The 18,338-nt window shown below is 62.4% G+C and carries 17 protein-coding genes; 8 read left to right on the plus strand and 9 right to left on the minus strand.

Annotated elements, in window-relative coordinates; all coding sequences use genetic code 11:
- Positions 1 to 134: 134 nt before the first annotated feature.
- From ACXYMS_RS08635 to ACXYMS_RS08645, 3 genes are read left to right on the plus strand one after another with little or no spacing between them, the layout of a single operon-like run.
- The gene (locus ACXYMS_RS08635; RefSeq protein ID WP_458905446.1) at positions 135 to 1,085 is read left to right on the plus strand and encodes an ABC transporter permease; all 951 of its coding nucleotides are present in this window, start codon (positions 135 to 137) and stop codon (positions 1,083 to 1,085) included.
- A complete protein-coding gene (locus tag ACXYMS_RS08640; RefSeq protein WP_458905447.1) occupies positions 1,082 to 1,930 on the plus strand; it encodes an ABC transporter permease in 849 nt (282 codons plus the stop codon). The genes ACXYMS_RS08635 and ACXYMS_RS08640 overlap by 4 nt, the downstream gene beginning before the upstream one ends.
- Positions 1,917 to 3,476 carry a dipeptide ABC transporter ATP-binding protein gene (locus tag ACXYMS_RS08645; protein ID WP_458905448.1) on the plus strand — a complete coding sequence of 520 codons (1,560 nt, stop codon included), beginning with the start codon at positions 1,917 to 1,919 and terminating at the stop codon, positions 3,474 to 3,476. The genes ACXYMS_RS08640 and ACXYMS_RS08645 overlap by 14 nt, the downstream gene beginning before the upstream one ends.
- Before the next feature lie 4 nt (positions 3,477 to 3,480).
- Here the strand turns inward: ACXYMS_RS08645 and ACXYMS_RS08650 are convergent, their stop codons facing one another.
- From ACXYMS_RS08650 to ACXYMS_RS08680, 7 genes are all read right to left on the minus strand, one after another.
- On the minus strand, positions 3,481 to 4,059 hold the full coding sequence (locus tag ACXYMS_RS08650) for a UPF0149 family protein (RefSeq protein WP_458905449.1): 579 nt from the start codon (positions 4,057 to 4,059) through the stop codon (positions 3,481 to 3,483).
- A gap of 41 nt (positions 4,060 to 4,100) precedes the next feature.
- The gene (locus ACXYMS_RS08655; RefSeq protein WP_458905451.1) at positions 4,101 to 5,414 is read right to left on the minus strand and encodes a GH1 family beta-glucosidase; all 1,314 of its coding nucleotides are present in this window, start codon (positions 5,412 to 5,414) and stop codon (positions 4,101 to 4,103) included.
- A 125-nt stretch (positions 5,415 to 5,539) separates the two neighbouring features.
- Entirely contained in the window at positions 5,540 to 6,625 is a 1,086-nt protein-coding gene (locus tag ACXYMS_RS08660; protein ID WP_458905453.1) for an Mrp/NBP35 family ATP-binding protein, read from the minus strand.
- 118 nt (positions 6,626 to 6,743) lie between these two features.
- The gene (fsa, locus tag ACXYMS_RS08665; RefSeq protein ID WP_458905455.1) at positions 6,744 to 7,397 is read right to left on the minus strand and encodes a fructose-6-phosphate aldolase; all 654 of its coding nucleotides are present in this window, start codon (positions 7,395 to 7,397) and stop codon (positions 6,744 to 6,746) included.
- Positions 7,398 to 7,477: 80 nt separating this feature from the next.
- The gene (locus ACXYMS_RS08670; protein WP_458905456.1) at positions 7,478 to 8,662 is read right to left on the minus strand and encodes an amino acid aminotransferase; all 1,185 of its coding nucleotides are present in this window, start codon (positions 8,660 to 8,662) and stop codon (positions 7,478 to 7,480) included.
- Between the two features lie 79 nt (positions 8,663 to 8,741).
- Positions 8,742 to 9,665 (minus strand): electron transfer flavoprotein subunit alpha/FixB family protein, encoded by a 924-nt coding sequence (locus ACXYMS_RS08675; RefSeq protein ID WP_458905458.1) that lies wholly within the window; start codon positions 9,663 to 9,665, stop codon positions 8,742 to 8,744.
- Complete coding sequence (locus ACXYMS_RS08680; protein ID WP_458905459.1) at positions 9,665 to 10,423, minus strand: electron transfer flavoprotein subunit beta/FixA family protein; 759 nt, start codon at positions 10,421 to 10,423, stop codon at positions 9,665 to 9,667. The genes ACXYMS_RS08675 and ACXYMS_RS08680 overlap by 1 nt, the downstream gene beginning before the upstream one ends.
- A gap of 287 nt (positions 10,424 to 10,710) precedes the next feature.
- On the opposite strand from ACXYMS_RS08680, the gene ACXYMS_RS08685 reads away from it, so the two are divergent.
- From ACXYMS_RS08685 to ACXYMS_RS08695, 3 genes are all read left to right on the plus strand, one after another.
- Positions 10,711 to 11,877 (plus strand): M20 aminoacylase family protein, encoded by a 1,167-nt coding sequence (locus ACXYMS_RS08685; RefSeq protein ID WP_458905461.1) that lies wholly within the window; start codon positions 10,711 to 10,713, stop codon positions 11,875 to 11,877.
- Positions 11,878 to 11,974: 97 nt separating this feature from the next.
- Positions 11,975 to 12,292 carry a hypothetical protein gene (locus ACXYMS_RS08690; protein ID WP_458905463.1) on the plus strand — a complete coding sequence of 106 codons (318 nt, stop codon included), beginning with the start codon at positions 11,975 to 11,977 and terminating at the stop codon, positions 12,290 to 12,292.
- A 230-nt stretch (positions 12,293 to 12,522) separates the two neighbouring features.
- The gene (locus ACXYMS_RS08695) at positions 12,523 to 13,503 is read left to right on the plus strand and encodes an AbrB family transcriptional regulator (RefSeq protein WP_458905465.1); all 981 of its coding nucleotides are present in this window, start codon (positions 12,523 to 12,525) and stop codon (positions 13,501 to 13,503) included.
- 23 nt (positions 13,504 to 13,526) lie between these two features.
- Here the strand turns inward: ACXYMS_RS08695 and ACXYMS_RS08700 are convergent, their stop codons facing one another.
- A complete protein-coding gene (locus ACXYMS_RS08700) occupies positions 13,527 to 15,161 on the minus strand; it encodes an alpha-glucosidase family protein (RefSeq protein WP_458905467.1) in 1,635 nt (544 codons plus the stop codon).
- 154 nt (positions 15,162 to 15,315) lie between these two features.
- Here ACXYMS_RS08700 and ACXYMS_RS08705 point away from each other — a divergent pair, with 154 nt between their 5' ends.
- Complete coding sequence (locus ACXYMS_RS08705) at positions 15,316 to 15,654, plus strand: cupin domain-containing protein (protein ID WP_458905469.1); 339 nt, start codon at positions 15,316 to 15,318, stop codon at positions 15,652 to 15,654.
- A gap of 112 nt (positions 15,655 to 15,766) precedes the next feature.
- On the opposite strand, the gene ACXYMS_RS08710 is transcribed toward ACXYMS_RS08705, so the two are convergent.
- Entirely contained in the window at positions 15,767 to 16,696 is a 930-nt protein-coding gene (locus tag ACXYMS_RS08710) for a 2-hydroxyacid dehydrogenase (RefSeq protein ID WP_458905471.1), read from the minus strand.
- A gap of 217 nt (positions 16,697 to 16,913) precedes the next feature.
- Here ACXYMS_RS08710 and ACXYMS_RS08715 point away from each other — a divergent pair, with 217 nt between their 5' ends.
- Positions 16,914 to 18,338, plus strand: coding sequence for a circularly permuted type 2 ATP-grasp protein (locus ACXYMS_RS08715; RefSeq protein ID WP_458905472.1), 1,425 nt, complete (start codon positions 16,914 to 16,916; stop codon positions 18,336 to 18,338).

Raw genomic sequence — 18,338 nt, forward strand, 5'->3', positions numbered from 1 at the left:
GTTACTGCTGCCGTCGCCACATATGCCGCATCACCCTCGGACCTGATCCGAGGGCCACTTCAGGCCTGCACCGGTGGTGGACGGCTTTCGGATCAATATCGAGGGCGACCTAGAGCGCATACGGGCACTGCGGGATGACCCTTTTCCTCCTGCGCCGCATTGCAGGCTTTGCCGCGACCCTGTTTGTCGCTGCCTTTATCATATTCGTCCTTCTCGACCTGCTGCCGGGCGACCCGGCCCGGTTCATTCTCGGCATTAATGCCACGCCCGAGGCGGTGGCGGCCCTGCGGGCGCAGATGGGGCTCGACGCGCCAGCCCATGAGCGGTTCTTTGGCTGGGTCCTGGGCATGCTCCAGGGCGATTTCGGCCTCTCGCATACCCAGCGCCTGCCCGTGGCCCAATTGGTCGCGGACCGCATGGCCGTGACCCTGCCGCTTTCGATCCTGGCCATGGTGATTTCCGTGGTGGTGGGCCTGCCCATCGGCATTCTCGCCGCCATGCGGCGCGGCAAGACCACCGATACGGCGCTGATGGTGCTGGCGCAGACGGGTGTGGCCATTCCCAATTTCTGGTTCGGCATGCTGCTGACGCTGCTGTTTGCGGTAACCCTGCGCTGGCTGCCGACCGGTGGCTTCGTGCCCTGGGACGAAGACGCCTGGGCGACGCTGCGCGGACTGATCCTGCCGGGGCTGGCGCTGGCGCTGCCGCAGGCCTCGATCCTGGCGCGGGTGATGCGCACGGCGCTGGTGGACATTACCGAACAGGATTTTATCCGTACGGCACGCGCCAAGGGCCTGACAAAAAACGAAGCCATCTGGCGCCATGGCGTGCGCAATGCGCTCCTGCCGGTGCTGACGATCCTCGGGCTGCAATTTGCCTATCTGATCGCCGGCACCATCATCGTCGAAAATGTCTTCTACCTGCCTGGACTGGGGCGGCTGATCTTCACGGCAATTTCCGAGCGTGACCTGGTGCTGGTGCGCGGCGCGACCATTGCGCTGGTGCTGGCTACCACGATGACCATGCTGGTTGTCGACCTCTGCTATGCCCTGATCGATCCCCGTCTCAAGGGAAGAAGCGCATGAACTGGCGGGCAATAAGGCAGCATCCGAGCCTCGCCATCGGCCTTGCGGCGGCTGCAGGCTTTGCGGTGCTGGGCCTCCTCTCGTTGTGGTGGATGCCCTACCCCATCGAGCAGATCGCTATAGCGCGGCGCTTTCTCGGACCGTCGACTGGGCATTGGCTGGGAACCGACCATCTGGGCCGCGACATGCTCTCGCTGGTGATGAGCGGTACGCTGACCAGCTTTATCGTGGCCTCGATCGGCGTGCTGATCGGGGTCGCCATCGGAGTGCCGATGGGGCTGGCCGCCGTGGCCTGGGGTGGCGTGGTGGAATGGCTGGTGCTGCGCATATCCGACCTGACTTTTGCCTTTCCTGCCGTGGTGGTCGCCATCCTCATCGCCGCGCTGGCCGGGCCGGGTGAGACCAATGCCATCATCGCCATCGGGGTGTTCAACATCCCCGTCTTTGCGCGGGTGGCGCGGGGCGGCGCCCTGGCCATTGCCACGCAGGACTATGTGGCGGCGGCGCGGCTGGCGGGACTGAGCAATGGCGCCATTGCGCTCAGGCATCTGTTCCCCAACATCATGAGCCTTCTCATCGTCCAAGGCACGATCCAGCTGTCGCTGGGTATATTGGCCGAGGCGGGGCTGAGCTATATTGGCCTCGGGACGCAGCCGCCGGCCACGAGCCTGGGGCTGATGCTGCGCGATGCGCAGAGCCTGTTTCTCATCCACCCCTGGCTCAGTCTCGTACCGGGGCTGACCATTGTCCTGATCGTCATTGCCCTCAATATCGCCGGCGACGGATTGCGCGACGCCATGGACCCGCGCCTCAAGCGGGAGGGGTTGAACCATGGCGCTGGTTGAGGTCCAGGACCTGGTCATCACCTTCGGCGGACGACCGGCTGTTTCGGGGCTGACCCTGGCCATCGAGAGCGGCGACCGCTTCGGGATCATTGGCGAGAGCGGTTCAGGCAAGTCCCTGACGGCGCTGGCCATGGCGGGCCTTTTGCCGGAGATTGCGACTGTATCGGGACAAGTCAGTTTCGACGGCAGCCCCCTGCCCGCAAGCGAGCGCGAAATGGCACGTTTGCGTGGTCGGCGCATCGGCATGGTGTTCCAGGAGCCGATGACAGCGCTGAACCCACTGATGCGGATTGGCGAGCAGATCGAAGAGGCCATCGATCTCTCGGGCATCGGGGAAGCAGCGCAGATCGCCCTGCCGAACCTGTTGCGCGAGGTGGGGCTGGAGCCGGGGCATGGGGAGCGGTTTCCGCACCAGCTTTCGGGCGGGCAGCGGCAACGCGCCATGATCGCCATGGCCCTGGCGAGCCGCCCGGAACTGATGATCGCGGATGAGCCGACTTCGGCGCTTGATGTCATCACCCAGCGCGTGGTGCTCGACCTGATCGCGGAAATCTGCACGCGGAGGCAGATGACCCTCTTATTCATCAGCCACGACATCCGTGCGGTGGCGGCGCTGTGTTCCCGCGTCGGCGTCATGCAGGCTGGCAAACTGGTCGAACAGGGCACTACCGACGCCGTGCTGGGGGCCCCAAAAGATGCCTATACGCGCAAATTGCTGGCGGCGAGCCGGATGGAGCGCCGATCATCGCTACCGCACCGTCAGGGTGCGCCGCTGCTGCGGGTCGAGGCGCTCAGCCGCCTCTATCCGCAGGGCGGTCTCTGGCCCTGGCGCGACCCGCCCCTGCGAGCGGTGGACAAGGTGAGCCTCGACATCGGCGCGGGCGAGTGCGTGGCGTTGGTAGGACCGTCCGGGTGTGGCAAGACCACGCTGGCCCGGGTGATCGTGGGGCTCGACAGCGCCAGCGAGGGACACATGGTGCTCGATGGCAGCACCTATCACGGGCGAGATCTGCCGCCGCTCCTGCGGGCCGGGCTGTCGCTGGTGTTCCAGGACCCGTTCAGCAGTTTTGATCCCCGCATGAGTGTTGGGGATTCGCTGGGCGAGCCGCTGCGCCTTTTGGGCCAGCTGTCGCGCCAGGACCGCGAGGCGCGGCTGCGGGAGGCCGTGGAGACCGTGGGGATGGAAGCGGACATGCTGGGGCGCTTCCCGCATGAATTCTCAGGAGGCCAGCGGCAGCGCCTGGCCATTGCCCGGGCGCTGGTGACCAAGCCACGCCTGCTGGTGCTGGACGAGCCGGTGTCGGCACTGGACGTTTCGCTGCGCGGCGATGTGCTGAACCTGCTCTCGCGCCTCCGGGCCGGACATGGCCTGAGCTATCTCATCATCAGCCATGACCTCGATATGGTCGCGGCCATGGCCGACCGGGTGCTGGTGATGGAAAAAGGCAGGATTGTCGAAGCGGGCACGCCCGAGCAATTGTTTGCCGAGCCACAGCACGCGTTGACCCAGGCGCTGATGGCCGCGCGGCTGCCCGACGTCGCCTGATCGATCAATCGCGCATATGCGCCTGATAGAACAGCATGGCGGCGATGGCGAGATTTTCGGGTATCGCCTTGATGGATGCATCATAGCCGGCCCAGTCGGCATCGCTGGCCGTGTCGTCGGGCCCGAAGCCGGGCTGGGCGAGAAGCAAGGCTGTTGCAAGGCGGGTCGCAGCCTCGCCCCGTACATCCTGGAAGGGATGGCGCAGCAATTCATCCCAGGCATCGAAACGCAATTGCATGGCCTGTTCAAAGCCGGACAGCCAGAGCGGCCAGGCGATATCGCCGCTCGCCTCATCGACCTCGTAGAGCGGCGAAAAGCGTCCGTCGGCCAGTTCGCGTTCCATAGCGGCCAGGCGGTTCTGGATCAGGGCCGCCAGTTCCTGCCGGTTGGCGTCGATAACGCCGCGCCCGTCCGAAAGAAAGGACAGGGGCCACCACTCGTCCAGCCCAATCGGATCGGGACTGACAAGCACGCCGCAGAGAAAGCCATCGAGTTCGGAAAGCAGCATGGCGTCATCAACCTCACCCAGGAGGATTTCGAGCCGGGTGAGGGATGTGCTCAGGTCGGTGGTCTGCAATGCCATGGGCGCGGGTCCGCATCGTGGTGACGCGGACCTTTATCCCATCAGCGCGAATTGTGCAGCAGGCCCTGGAAAGAACGATAGCTATCCTTGGGGGTGCGATTCTGACTTTCGTAATCGACATGGACCAGGCCAAAGCGCTTGTTATAGCCCTCGGCCCATTCGTAATTATCGAGCAGCGACCAGGCGAAATAGCCGCGCACATCGGCCCCGGCGGAGCGAGCGGCGAGCACGGCCTTGAGGTGATCCTCGTAATATTTCACCCGGCGCGGGTCATTGTCGCCTTCGACCTCGGCCATGCCGTTCTCGGTGACGTAGAGGGGCAACTTGGTGTAGTCGTTGGACACGCGCACCAGAAGGTCGGTGAGGCCCTGGGGATAGATTTCCCAGCCGATATCGGTCTTTTCGAGCGGACCCTTGACCTGCTCGGCGGGGCGACCCGGCTCGGACGAGGCCTTGTAGAGGCCACGGGTGTAATAGTTGATGCCCAGCCAGTCGAGCGGGCGGGACACAACCGCCATATCGTCCTGGTAACTGGCCGGCAGATGGGGAGCGAGCCATTCGGTCAATTCGGGGGGGTATTGGCCCTTGAGCACGCCGCCCAGATACCAGCGGTTGAACAGGGCATCGCCGATATTGCAGGCGGCCTTGTCGGCGTCGCTGTCGCTGGCAGGCTCGGACTTTTCGAGATTGAGCACAATCCCGAGGTTTTTCGTGCCGGCGGCACGCAGAGCATCGATAGCGGTGCCATGGGCAAAGAGCACATGGTGCATGGCGCGGGCAGCAGCGCGCAGATCGCGATAGCCGGGGGCGTGGATGCCCAGGAAATGGCTGAGAAAGGCAACGCACCAGGGTTCGTTGATGGTGGCTGTGGCTTCGAGCCGGTCACCAAACTTGTTGGCGACCAGCGTCGCATAGTCAGCAAACCAACCAGCGATGTCGCGGTTCATCCAGCCGCCGCGATCCTGCAGAGCAGAGGGCAGATCCCAGTGGTATAGCGTGGCATAGGGCTTGAGCCCGCGTTCCAGCATGCCGTCGATAAGGCGGTCATAGAAGTCGATGCCTGCCTGGTTGATCGCGCCGGTACCTTCGGGAATGAGGCGCGGCCAGGCGAAGGAGAAACGATAGGCGTCGAAGCCGCCATCGCGGATCAGGTCGAGGTCCTGCGGCCAGAGCTCGTAATGGTTGCAGGCATTAAGGCCCGTATCGCCATTATGGACATTGCCCGGCGTGGCCGAAAACGAGTCCCAGATGCACGGGCCGCGACCGTGACCCTGCCCGCCCTCGATCTGATAAGCGGCGGTGGCAACGCCAAATGTGAAGTCGGAACCGAAATCCCGGCGATCAAAAGAGAACATATCCCCTCCGTTCAGGCGTTTTCGCCCTTGTGGGGAAGCCGGATAACATTCACGCGGGCGTCTATGCAATCGATTTCAGCAATCGATATAAATGGTGTACGTGCCTCAAAATTGAGTCAGACCATTCAAGACACGCGGCTGAGCAGGTTGCGGGCGACTGCCCGATAGGCCGCGGCCTCGGGTCCATCGGGGTCGGTGGCGACCGGTGGAGCGCCGGCGTCGGAGTTCTCGCGGATCGACATGACCAGCGGAACAGGACCGAGGAATGGGATGTCCAGGGTCGCAGCTGCCTTCTCGGCGCCGCCAGTGCCGAAAATGTCGTAGCGATGGCCGGTGTCGGGGGCGATAAAGTAGCTCATGTTCTCGACGAGGCCGATCACCGGCACCGACATGCGGCGCAGCATGTCGATGGCCTTTTGCGCGTCGATCAGCGCGAGGTCCTGTGGAGTGGAGACAATGACCACGCCGTCGACAATCGTTTGCTGGAACAGGGCGATATGGATATCGCCGGTGCCGGGCGGCAGGTCGATGATCAGCGCATCGAGGCTCCCCCAGTCGGTTTCGCGCAGCAGCTGACGCAGGCCAGAGGTTGCCATGGGACCGCGCCAAACCACAGCCTGCCCGGGCACCAGCATGGAGCCGATGGACATCACCTTCAGCCCGAACGCCTCATGCGGGGTGAAGATGCCGTCGTCGCGAATGGCCGGCCTGCCCTCAATGCCGAGGAGCTTGGGGACCGAGGGACCGTAGAGATCGGCGTCAAGTACGCCGACCTTCAGACCCTCGGCGGCCAAGGCCAGGGCGATGTTGACGGCGGTGGTTGATTTGCCGACGCCGCCCTTGCCTGAGCCGACGGCAATGATGCGTCTGACGCCGTCAACTTTTGTCTTGCCCTGGGGCTGAGCGGCGCCGTGGCCGAACTTTGGGGCGTTGGTTTTCTCGGCGGTGAGCGACACCATCACCTTGCGGGCGCCGCCAAGGGCCTGGGCGCGCTTGTGGGCTTCGTCCCGTGCGGGACCGAAAGCCGCTTCCATGCCCGGCGCGACAGCAATCGCAAAGGCGATGGCGCCGGGGGTGACGATGATCGCGGAAAGGCCGCCATATCCGGCGAGATCACCGCCGCCGGGGATTTCCACATTGGCAAGGGCGGTCTTGATCTGGGCGGCGAGGTCGGTATCGGCCATGAAATGACGGGCACAGGTGTGCCGCATCTCCGCTGTCATGCCGGCGCAGGCCAGCATCCATCCTGAGGATCATTTCCGCACGCGCATCTCAGGATGGACCCCGGCCTGCGCCGGGATGACATCGCGTTTGCGGAAATATCGAGATCTAAAGAATGCTCTGGCCAGTGCCAGCCCAATCCTTGAGGAAGCCTTCGATGCCCTTGTCAGTCAGCGGGTGCAGGGACAGCTTCTTGATGACGTCGGGCGGGATCGTCGCCACATCGGCACCGGCCAGGGCGGCCTGGGTGACGTGATTGGACGAACGGATCGAGGCAGCCAGGATCTGGGTGTCGAACTGATAGTTATCGTAGATGGTCCGAATGGTCTCGATCAGTTCCATGCCGTCGATGTTGATGTCATCGAGGCGCCCGATGAAGGGCGAAATATAGGTCGCGCCGACCTTGGCAGCGAGCAGGGCCTGATTGGCCGAGAAGCAGAGCGTGACATTGGTCTTGACGCCCTTCTCCGAGAAATACTTGGTGGCCTTGAGGCCAGCGAGGGTCAGTGGCAGCTTGATGACCACATTGGAGGCGATCTTGGCGAGGTGTTCACCCTCGGCGACCATGCCGTCATATTCGAGGCTGGCGACTTCGGCGGAAACCGGATCGGGCGTGATAGAGCAGATTTCCTTGATGACTTCCTTGAAGTCACGGCCGGACTTGGCGATCAGCGACGGGTTGGTGGTCACGCCGTTGAGGAGCCCGGTATCCTGGAGTTCCTTGATGGCGGCGGTATCTGCAGTGTCGACGAAGAACTTCATCGTTCCCTCCTAAAACTCTAATCGATCCGGTCAGTTAGACCAGATGTAACCATCGCGGCGCGGGTCCGCAAGCAGTTGGCCTAGCGGACAGCCTTCAAAAAGGCATCCGCCAGATCGCCCACGCAATCCTCGGGAATGCCGGCGACATTGATTCGACTATCGCCAGTCATATAGACCCCGTTTTCGGCCTTAAGATGTTCGACCGCGTCATTGCTGAGTCCAAGCAGTGAAAACATGCCACGATGGTCCGCCACGAAGTCGAAATCGGTGGAATTGGAGCGCTCGCGAATGGCCTCGGCCAGCTTGTCGCGCAGCATGATCATGCGATTGCGCATCTGGGCCAGTTCAGTTTCCCACTCGGCGCGCAGGCCAGCATCCTCGAGGATGGTGCGGATGATTTCGGCGCCATGATCGGGCGGCTGCGAATAGGCACCACGGATGATGTTGAGGAGTTGGGAATAGGTGGTGTCCGCCTGCTCGCCGTTGCGCGCCACGAGAATGGCAGCACCGACCCGTTCACGATAGAGGCCGAAATTCTTCGAACCGGAAAAGGCGATCATCGTTTCGGGGACCGAAGCGAGAATCTTGCGGGTGCCATAGGCGTCCGCAGCAAGGCCGTCACCAAAGCCGAGATAGGCCAGGTCGATAAAAGGCAATGCGCCAGTGCGCGCCAGGCTTGCCGCGACCTGATCCCATTGTTCGTCAGTCAGGTTGGCGCCGGTGGGGTTATGGCAGCAGCCATGCAACAGCACAACGTCCCCTACCCCAAGCTTGTCGATTGCGGCGAGCATTTCGGAAAACTTCACGCCGCGGGACGCAGGGTCGAAATAGGGATAGGTCGCGATCTTGAGGCCGGCGCCGATGGCGATCGGGTTATGGTTGGCCCAGGTCGGATCCGAGACATGCACCGTCGCGCCGGGGCGGGCGCGGTTGATGAGTTGCATCAGCACCCAAAGCGAGCCCGTACCACCCGGGGCTTGGGCAACGCGCACGCGGGCGCGATCAACGCTGTCACCGAGTACCAGATCGAGCACGACGGCACCAAAGCCCTTGTTGCCGGCAATGCCGAGATAGGTCTTGGTTTTTTCGTTCGAAAGCATGCGCTCTTCGGCCTTGCGAACCGAAGTCATGACCGGGGTCACGCCTGTCTCGTCCTTATAGACGCCGACGCCGAGGTCGATCTTGGTAGAGCGGTGGTCAGCTGCATATTCACCCATCAGCGCCAGAATCTTGTCGCCGGGGGCCTTGGTCAGGTTTTCGAACATTGTTTGAAGGTCCGGTGGAAAGGCGCGGCCTTTATAGGCCGGGCAGGGATTTTTGCAATTGTGGAGCGGGGCCGGTGCGTCAGCGTGTGAGGCCCAGCTTCGTCAGTTCTGCCGTCAGTTGCGGGATAATTTCGAAGAGATCCCCGATCAGCACCACGTCGGCGATTTTGACGATGGGGGCCTCGGCATCGGTGTTGATGGCGACGATCTTTTTGGCGCCCTGAATACCGGCCAGATGCTGGAGTGCGCCCGAAATGCCGATGGCGATATAGAGGTCAGGCGCGATGATCTTGCCGGTCTGGCCGACTTGCCAATCATTGGGCGCGTAACCGGCATCGACGGCGGCGCGGGTGGCGCCAATGGCTGCGCCGAGCGTTCTGCCGAGGGCCACGACCAGCTTGAACCCTTCGGCCGAACCCACCGAAACGCCGCCGCCAACCACGATCTGAGCGGTCGCAAGGTCGGGAATGTCGCTCTCGGTGCGGTAGGCGGCGATGAATCGGGCGGCCGACGCGACCGGGGTGTCGAGCGCTTCGATGGGCGCCGCATTGCCCCCGGCGGCCGGACGGAAGGCCGAGGCGCGGAAGGTCAGCACGTGCTTTGCCTGGCCATCGGTGACCGTCTGCAGGGCATTGCCGGCATAGATGGGCCGCGTGAAACGATTGGCGCCGTTGATGGCGACAATGTCGGTCACTGGCTGAATATCGAGTTTTGCGGCGAGACGCGGCATCACATCCTTGCCAATGGTGGAGGCGGATGCCACCAGGTGTTCATAATCGGGGGCCAGGCCTGCCAGCAGCGAAACCAGGCCATCGGCGAGGACGGTCTCGGCAGCGACCAGAACCTTGGCGACGCCAGAAATGGCAGCAGCGGTTTCAGCGGGGCCGCGCGGACCGGGCACCAGCAGATCGACTGCGCCAAGCTGGGTTGCTGCGGCTACGATGCGCGCCGTGGCGGGCGATAGGACGCCATTGTCGAGTTCGGCGAGAACCAGGACAGCCATCAGATCGCCTCCATCTCGTTGACATCGGCAGCGATAATGGCGGCGAGTTCGGAAACCGATCCGACGGTCTTGCCGGCCACGCGCTCGGGCGGCGGCGAGACGCTTTCGATCACGAGACGAGGCGCCAGGTCGACGCCGAATTCTGTCGCCGGGCGCACGGTCAAGGGTTTGGAGCGCGCCTTCATTACCATGGGGAGCGCGGCGTTGCGGGGCGTATTGAGGCGCAGATCGGCGGTGACGATTGCGGGGAGCGGCAAGGTAATAGTCTCGCGGCCGTAATCGACCTCGCGGGTGACTTCGAGTTCGATACCGCTCAACTTGATCTCGGAGGCAAAGGTGGCCTGGGGTCGATCAGTCAGCGCGGCCAGCATCTGGCCGACATGATTGCTGTCATCGTCGACGGCCTGCTTGCCGAGCAGGACCAGATCGGGCTGCTCCTCGTGAACCACCCTGGCCAGCAGCTTGGCGACGGCGAGGGTTTCGAGCGCTTCGTCGGTTTCGATCAGGATGCCGCGATGGGCGCCCATGGCAAGCGCAGTCAGGATCACGTCATTGGAGGCTTTGGGGCCAATGGACACTATCACGATTTCGTCCGCCTGCCCGGCCTCGGCCAGTTGCACCGCGGCTTCCACCGCATGCTTGCAGAACGGGTTCATCGACATGCGCACGCCATTGATCTCGACGCCCGACCCATCGGGGCGGACACGGATTCGGACATTGTGATCGACCACGCGCTTGACCGCGACGAGGATTTTCATGGCAACTCCCGGAACTTGCGCCCTCAAATCGCAAAATCGTCGCCAAGGGGCAAGGCACGGATGGGGAAATTCGGTTCGGTCTCGGGACAAAGATTGGAAAGCGGTACCGCTCGCCGTCCGAACACGGCCCTCAGGACCCTTCCAGCAGACGTAGCTATTGCCGCAATCGGGCCTATGTCAAAGACTTGAGGCCCGACGTTCTGCCCTTCCCGGTCGAAATGGGCTAGGGTTGACGCCACGAAATAGGACAGAGACATTGTCCTGTAACCCTGCTTCGGAAGTTTTATATGCCTGTTCTCAACCGCGTTGCCGAGTTTCAACCCGAGATCGCCGCCTGGCGGCGGGATCTCCATGCGCATCCCGAGGTACTGTTCGAGGTGCATCGGACGGCGGGAATCGTCGCAGAAAAACTTAGAGAATTTGGCTGCGATGAAGTGGTGACGGGCCTAGGGCGCACGGGCGTTGTCGGCATCATCAACGGGCGCGGCACCGGCACGCGGACAATCGGCCTCCGCGCCGACATGGACGCGCTGCCGATGACGGAAAAGACCGGCCTGCCCCATGCCTCGACCGAAGAGGGGAAGATGCATGCCTGTGGTCATGACGGGCATACCGCCATGCTGCTTGGGGCGGCGAAATACCTGGCCGAAACCCGAAATTTCGACGGTCGGGTGGCGCTGATCTTCCAGCCGGCAGAAGAGGGCGGTGGCGGCGGCAAGGTGATGCTGGACGACGGGTTGATCGACACATTCGACATTGCCGAGGTCTATGGCATGCACAATTGGCCCGGCATGCCAGTGGGCACATTCGGCATTCGCGCGGGCGGCATCATGGCCGCAACAGACCGCTTCTATATAGACATCACCGGCAAGGGCGGTCACGCGGCGCGTCCGCAGCAGACGATTGATCCGATCATCGTCGCCGCTCAGATGGTGACGGCGTTGCAGACCATCGTCTCGCGCAATCTCGACCCGCTGGAAAGCGCGGTGCTGAGCGTCACCATGGTGGAGGCCGGGGAAGCTGACAATGTCATTTCCCGCACCGCTAAGATTACCGGCACGGTCCGCACGCTCGATGGGGATGTACAGGATTTCATCGAGGCCAAGCTGGGCGAATTCGTTCCTCAGTTTGCGGCAAGTTTCGGTGCCAGCGCCACCATGCGCTATTCGCGCGGCTATCCGGTAACGATCAATGCGCCCGAGCAGACCGAATTTGCCGCCTCGGTGGCGCGGGAGATTGTCGGGTCTGAACGGGTGGACGATGCAGTGGCACCCTCGATGGGCGGTGAAGATTTTTCCTTCATGCTCAACGAACGGCCAGGGGCTTATATCTTCCTCGGCAATGGCGACAGTACGGAACTGCACACCGATACCTATGACTTCAACGACGACGCGATTCCCGTGGGGGTGAGCTACTGGGTGCGGCTGGTCGAAAAGGCACTTCCGGCGGGGTGAAACCGGTGTCGTTCAACTTTTAAATTTTTCGCAACCCAGGGTTTTTTCGACCGTTTGCCAAGGGACTATCACTTGAAGCAAGCACGGGATTCCTGACATGTTGAACAAGACGCTCTTACCCTCTATCGCACTCGCGCTGGCGCTCAGCGCGCCTTCTTTGGCTCAAACCACTATCGCCGGCGTCGTGGTGCCGGAAGAGGAGACGCAATTGCTGATTGATCATTGCCGGGCTCTGCTCACGGAAGCCAGCGGCGATGAATATGAGGGCGCGACCCATACTGATCCTACCAATACCGGCTCGGCTGATGATTCCGCTGCGTTCACCACGGACTTCTCGGAAATTACTGTCAGCGACTGCCGCGACGCAGGCTTTCGCGAGCCGAATTCGAGCGACGATGACGAAGGCAATAGCTAACGGCCTAAGCGCGATCACGTAGTCATTGGAGGACCTCTCTCCAGGGGAGGTCCTTTCGCTTGGCGGCGAGAGCGGGAAGATGGCGCTGCGTGTTGAGGTTGGCCGTCGAGCTTTAGTGTCCGCTCGACATGCGATAGAACGGCGCAATGCCCGCCTCAAATATCTCGAAAAACCTGATCTTTCGCGTTCTCCTTACTCTGGTCATTTCCGCAAGTGGAGGTGGCGTTGCAATGTTGCTCGGCTTGCCCGCCGGATGGCTGATGGGCGGCGCTCTGGCCGTGACCATTGCCGCCATGACCGGCGCGCCGGTGGCCATGCCTGATGGCGTGCGCAATGTGGTGTTCGTGCTGATCGGCATGTCCATGGGCGCCAGCGTGGCGCCGGACAGCCTGACCCTTCTGGGAAGCTGGCCAGTTTCGTTGGCGGCTCTGGCGATTGAGCTGGTGATCATCGTGGCGGCGACAGGCTGGATGCTTACGCGAGTGTTCAGGCTCGATCCCGGAACCGCCTATCTCAGCTCGTTTCCGGGACATTTGTCCTTTGTCCTGGGGATCGCGGCGACCGGGGTGGGCAATCCTCGGCAGATCGTCATCATCCAGGTCATCCGCATATTGATGCTGACCATTGCCGTGCCGATCGGGGCGGTATTCCTGCCCATCGACCAAATAGCGCCATCGGTGCCCAATGCTTACCTCAACCCGCTGCAACTGGCCGTGCTGGCGGCAGGCTGTGTTGCGGTAGGCCTCCTGTTCATTCGCATGAAAGTACCGGCCGGCCTGGTGCTGGGCACCATGGGTGCGGCGACGGCGGCCAAGCTGGGCGGGCTCTATACCGAAGCCATGCCATTGCCGCTGGTGACCATCACCTTCATCCTGACCGGGGCGCTGATCGGTTCGCGCTTCGTTGGCATCTCGCGGGCCGAATTCATGGCGGCAGCCAAGGGCGGATTGATTGCCACGGCAATGACGGTGAGCATTGTCACAGTGATGGCGCTGGGCGTGGCGCAACTGGTGGACATGCCGTTCGGGCAGATATGGCTGGGCCTGTCGCCTGGCGCCCTCGAAGGCATGGGGGCGCTGGGCATCGCACTGGGCTATGACACAGCGTTCATCGCTGCGCATCATGTCATCCGCTTGCTGATGCTGAGCTTTGCCATTCCGACCGTGGTGATGCTGATCCGCTGGCAGGAGAATAGAACCCGCGCCGCATAAGGTCTCTCACTGGTCCTTCCTCGTCACTCCCTTTTGTAGCTCACCTTCCCCTCACCTGCCGGGGCCGGGAGAATGGCAAATCCATTGGGTCTGAAGTTGAGTCTGGAGCCGTCCAATTCAGCGTTGTTGCTGACCGGTTCGAGGGTGAGGTCGACCTTGGAGAGCTTTACGCTCAGCGGTTCGGCTGAGAGGTTGAAGACGCAGATGAGGTCCTTGTTACCGGCGGAGCGGCGATAGGCCAGGACGGGTTCGTCGCATTTGAAAAACGTGATGTCGCCTATCAGCAGGGCCGGATGGGTTTTGCGCCAGGCGAGGAATTTTCGATAGTAGTTGAGAGTGGAGTCCGGGTCGGCGTTCTGGACTTCGACACTGAGGGCCGCCGCGGCGTGCTTGACCGGCAGCCAGGGGGTGCCGGTGGTGAAGCCTGCATGGGTCATGCCGTGCTGCCACGGAATGGGCGTGCGGCAGCCATCGCGGCCCTTGTCGCCGGGCCAGAAGCGGATGCCGCGCGGATCGGTCAGTTCCTCATAGAGAATATCGGCTTCGGGCAGGCCCAGTTCCTCGCCCTGATAGAGGCCCGCCGAGCCCTTGAGCGTGAGGACCAGGGCTGCGGCCTGGCGCGAAAGATCGGCCGGCGAAACGCTGTGGGGCGCCCAGCGGGTCATGTGGCGGATGACGTCGTGGTTGGAAAAGCTCCAGCAGGGCCAGCCAGTCTCGCCGGCCGCAAAGAAGGATTCAACCTTGGAGCGGAAGTGCTTGGCGGTGAATTTGGGCCCGAGGAAATCGAAGGAATAGCACATGTGCAGCATGTCGGTGCCGGACGTGTATTGCGCCATCAGCTCGACGCCGCGCTCCTCGTCGCCGACTTCGCCGACGCTGGTGGCGCCGGGATATTGGTCGAGCAGCGCGCGGACCTTCCTCAGCCAGTCGATATTCTCGGGCTGGCTCTTGGAATATTTGTGGCTCTGCATGTCGTAGGGATTGGTGAGCGGCTTGCCCTTGAGGGACTTGAGCGGCGGGTTGGAGCGCAGTTTGGCGTCGTGGAAATAGTAATTGACCGTGTCGAGGCGGAAGCCATCAAGCCCGCGATCGAGCCAGAAGCGCATGACCTCGATCACCGCATCCTGCACGGCAGGATTGTGGAAGTTGAGATCGGGCTGGGAGGTGAGGAAGTTGTGCAGGTAATACTGCTTGCGGCCGGTATGCCATTCCCAGGCCGAGCCACCAAAGACCGAGAGCCAGTTATTGGGCGGGGTGCCATCGGGATTGGCATCGGCCCAGACATACCAGTCTGACCGGGCATTATCGCGGCTGTAGCTGGATTCGGCGAACCACGGATGCTGGTCGGAGGTGTGGCTGACCACCTGATCCATGATGACCTTCAAACCCAGCGCATGGGCGCGGTCCATCAGCACGTCAAAATCGCGCAGCGAGCCGAAGAGCGGATCGACTTGCATATAGTCGGAGACGTCGTAGCCCATGTCCTCCTGGGGCGACATGGTGATGGGCGAGAGCCAGATGCAATCGACGCCAAGGCTGGCAATATGATCGAGCCGGTCGATAATGCCCGGGAGATCGCCGACGCCATCACCATTGCTGTCCTGAAACGAGCGGGGATAGACCTGATAGATCACTCCGCCGCGCCACCATTCGGTCATAGACAACTCCTCCGGGCCCTTGGGCCAAATCAATTGCCGACAGGCTAGCGGGTTCCGGGCGGACTGTTAATCGGGTGGCGATGCAGGGCAGATTTTCGTTTTTGCCGTCGAAGGACGATGGCGTCGACCGTCGTCAGGGCATGAGGAGGACACAATGGCCCATATTTTACGCGCCGCAGACCGGCCACCGAGCAACAGCCGCACCATCCGGTTCGAAGGCGAGGCCTATGGCACGTCGATCTCGTTCTTTGCCGTGGACAATGAAACCGGCCAGGGACCGGGGCTGCACACCCATCCCTATGCCGAGACCTGGGTAGTACGGCGCGGTCGCGCCGAGGTGGTGATCGGGGACGAGCGGTTCGAGGTGGGGCCGGGCGACATTGCCGTGGCGCCGGCCGGCGTGCCGCACAAATTCACCAATCTGGGGCCGGAGCGGCTGGATATCGTGTGCATTCACGCAGCGGGGGTGATGGAACAGGTGAATCTGGAGTGAGGGGGAACACTGCGCTCGCCGGTCCCCCTCCCTGCTCGATTTTACGAACTTAGCAAACGCTGAATCCTATCTCTCTCCCCTCCCGGCAAAGGGGGAGGGTCCCGCTTCGCGGCTACACCACCGCGCTAATCAGTGGCTCGCCTGCGAAGTGTTTTTCGAGATTGGCGACGAGGAGCGCGCCCATGGCGTCGCGGGTCTGGTGGGTGGCGCTGCCCTGGTGGGGGGAGAGGACGACGTTGTCGAGGGCGAGCAGCGCCTCGGGAACCTGGGGCTCGTTTTCGAAGACGTCGAGTGCGGCGCCGCCGAGGCCGCCATTAACGAGGAGTTCGACCATCGCCTTTTCATCGATCAGAGTGCCGCGGGCGACGTTGACGATGCGGCCTTCGGGGCCAAGGGCCTCAAGGACTTTTCGGCTGACAATGCCTTCGGTGCCCTTGCCGCCAGGGGCAATGACGACGAGCCAGTCGCTGTCGCGGGCCATGTCTTCGAGATTGTCGTAATAGTTATAGGGCGAGGCGCGCTGTTGGTGACGGCCGTGATAGACGACGCGCATCTTCATCGCCTGGGCGCGGGTGGCGATCTCCTTGCCGATGCGGCCGAGGCCAAGAATGCCAAGAGTCTTGCCGGTGAGTTCGGAAAAGAGCCCGAAATTGCCACCGGGCCATTCGCCCTGACGCACAAACTGGTCGGACTGCGGGATACGGCGCGCGAGCGAAATCATCAGGCCGATGGTGAGTTCGGCGACGGCGTCGTTGAGCACGTCCGGCGTGTTGGTGACGCGGATATTGCGGGCCTTAGCGGCGCCCACGTCGATATTGTCATAGCCGACGCCGAAGCTGGCGATGATTTCGAGATTGGGGAGCTTGTCCATGAGGCCGGCCTGCACGCCAGAACCGGCATGGGCGCGGATGCCGGCGCCGTTCTCATTGAGCCAGCCATCCTTGTCGGCCATTTCATGCAGCTTGTGCACTGTGTAGCGAGCGGCAAGCGCCTCTTCGCAGGATGCAAGGAGCGGATGGGTCTGAAGGATGTCTATGGTCATTGTGGTGTCCGGAATGGGTGGCTGCGGAAACGGCCGGCCCCTTCGCAGCGCAGTAATGCATTGATTGCGCGCGAATGAGAGCATTTTATACCCTGCCCCTGCAAGCCAGCCCTGCACGAAAAAGCGGCATGCCATGATCTTGAGTGTCTGGACGGCAGATTTCAAACGTGTAGCAATGCAGGGAGCGATGGGACGCCGTATCAACCCGCGGAGTACAATGGCCGACAAAACGCCATTTGATGAAATGTACAATCCGGACGGGTCCGTCCGCGAACCCTACCGTGCCCTCAGTGAATGGTTAGCCGAACAGCCGGACAAGGGACTGGCGCTGATGCAGACCGACGCGGAAGCGATCTTCCGCAGGCTGGGCATTACCTTCGCCGTTTATGGCTCGGACGAGGGGACCGAGAAAGTCATTCCCTTCGACGTCATCCCGCGGATCATCGCCGCCAATGAATGGCGCCGGCTTTCCAAAGGGATCGAGCAGCGCGTCAAGGCGCTCAACGCCTTCCTCTATGATATCTATCACCGCCAGGAGATTTTGAAGGCCGGGCGGGTGCCAGAAAAGCTCATTCTCAACAATGAAGCCTTCTGCCCGCAGATGATGGGACTGGAGCCGACCAAGGGCGTCTATGCCCATATCATCGGCGTCGACATCGTGCGGGTTGGGCCGGAAGAATTTTATGTGCTGGAGGACAATCTGCGCACGCCTTCGGGGGTCAGCTACATGCTGGAAGACCGCGAGGCGATGATGTTGCTGGCGCCGGACCTGTTCCACCGCTCCAAGGTGGCGCCAGTGGAAACCTATCCGGAAAATCTCAGGCGGACGCTGGAAAGCGTGGCGCCGCACGGGTTCAAGGGAACAAGCCCGAACATCGCAGTGCTGACCCCGGGCATCTACAATTCGGCCTATTTCGAGCACTCATTCCTGGCCGACCAGATGGGCGCCCAGCTCTGCGAAGGGCCGGACCTGTTCGTGGACGGCGGCAAGGTCTATATGCGCACCACCACCGGCCCGGAGCAGGTGGATGTGATCTATCGGCGCATCGACGACGACTATCTCGATCCGCTGACTTTCCGGCCCGATTCAATGCTGGGCGTCCCGGGGCTGTTCGATGCCTATCGGACCGGCAATGTGACGCTGGTCAACGCCCCAGGCACCGGCATCGCCGACGACAAGGCAGTCTATACCTATGTGCCGGATATTATAGAATTCTACCTCGGTGAAAAGGCGCTGTTGCAGAACGTGCCGACCTATAATTGCACCGACGAGGACCAGCGCGCCTGGGTGCTGGAGAACATTGCCGATCTCGTGGTCAAGGAAGTGCACGGCTCGGGCGGCTATGGGATGATGGTGGGGCCGACCTCGAGCAAGGCCATGCACGCCGAATTCAAGAAGAAGATCGAGGCGCGGCCGGACAATTACATCGTGCAGCCGACGCTGGCGCTCTCCACCTGCCCGACGCATTTCAACGGCGACGTGGCGCCACGGCACGTGGACCTGCGGCCCTATGTGCTGGTCGGCGACGAAGTGCGGATCACGCCGGGCGGGCTGACCCGCGTGGCACTCAAGAAGGGCTCGCTGGTCGTGAACTCGTCGCAAGGCGGGGGGACGAAAGACACCTGGGTGCTGGAAGATTGA

The organism is Devosia sp. CAU 1758 (assembly GCF_054482695.1).

Coding starts and splice junctions, on each gene's coding strand:
- ACXYMS_RS08670 (WP_458905456.1), bottom strand. CDS start 8,662: ATGTTCGAAAACCTGACCAAGGCCCCCGGCGACAAGATTCTGGCGCTG.
- ACXYMS_RS08715 (WP_458905472.1), top strand. CDS start 16,914: ATGGCCGACAAAACGCCATTTGATGAAATGTACAATCCGGACGGGTCC.
- ACXYMS_RS08690 (WP_458905463.1), top strand. CDS start 11,975: ATGTTGAACAAGACGCTCTTACCCTCTATCGCACTCGCGCTGGCGCTC.
- ACXYMS_RS08650 (WP_458905449.1), bottom strand. CDS start 4,059: ATGGCATTGCAGACCACCGACCTGAGCACATCCCTCACCCGGCTCGAA.
- ACXYMS_RS08710 (WP_458905471.1), bottom strand. CDS start 16,696: ATGACCATAGACATCCTTCAGACCCATCCGCTCCTTGCATCCTGCGAA.
- ACXYMS_RS08700 (WP_458905467.1), bottom strand. CDS start 15,161: ATGACCGAATGGTGGCGCGGCGGAGTGATCTATCAGGTCTATCCCCGC.
- ACXYMS_RS08705 (WP_458905469.1), top strand. CDS start 15,316: ATGGCCCATATTTTACGCGCCGCAGACCGGCCACCGAGCAACAGCCGC.
- ACXYMS_RS08655 (WP_458905451.1), bottom strand. CDS start 5,414: ATGTTCTCTTTTGATCGCCGGGATTTCGGTTCCGACTTCACATTTGGC.
- ACXYMS_RS08635 (WP_458905446.1), top strand. CDS start 135: ATGACCCTTTTCCTCCTGCGCCGCATTGCAGGCTTTGCCGCGACCCTG.
- ACXYMS_RS08675 (WP_458905458.1), bottom strand. CDS start 9,665: ATGGCTGTCCTGGTTCTCGCCGAACTCGACAATGGCGTCCTATCGCCC.
- ACXYMS_RS08695 (WP_458905465.1), top strand. CDS start 12,523: ATGTTGCTCGGCTTGCCCGCCGGATGGCTGATGGGCGGCGCTCTGGCC.
- fsa (WP_458905455.1), bottom strand. CDS start 7,397: ATGAAGTTCTTCGTCGACACTGCAGATACCGCCGCCATCAAGGAACTC.
- ACXYMS_RS08685 (WP_458905461.1), top strand. CDS start 10,711: ATGCCTGTTCTCAACCGCGTTGCCGAGTTTCAACCCGAGATCGCCGCC.
- ACXYMS_RS08645 (WP_458905448.1), top strand. CDS start 1,917: ATGGCGCTGGTTGAGGTCCAGGACCTGGTCATCACCTTCGGCGGACGA.
- ACXYMS_RS08640 (WP_458905447.1), top strand. CDS start 1,082: ATGAACTGGCGGGCAATAAGGCAGCATCCGAGCCTCGCCATCGGCCTT.
- ACXYMS_RS08680 (WP_458905459.1), bottom strand. CDS start 10,423: ATGAAAATCCTCGTCGCGGTCAAGCGCGTGGTCGATCACAATGTCCGA.
- ACXYMS_RS08660 (WP_458905453.1), bottom strand. CDS start 6,625: ATGCGGCACACCTGTGCCCGTCATTTCATGGCCGATACCGACCTCGCC.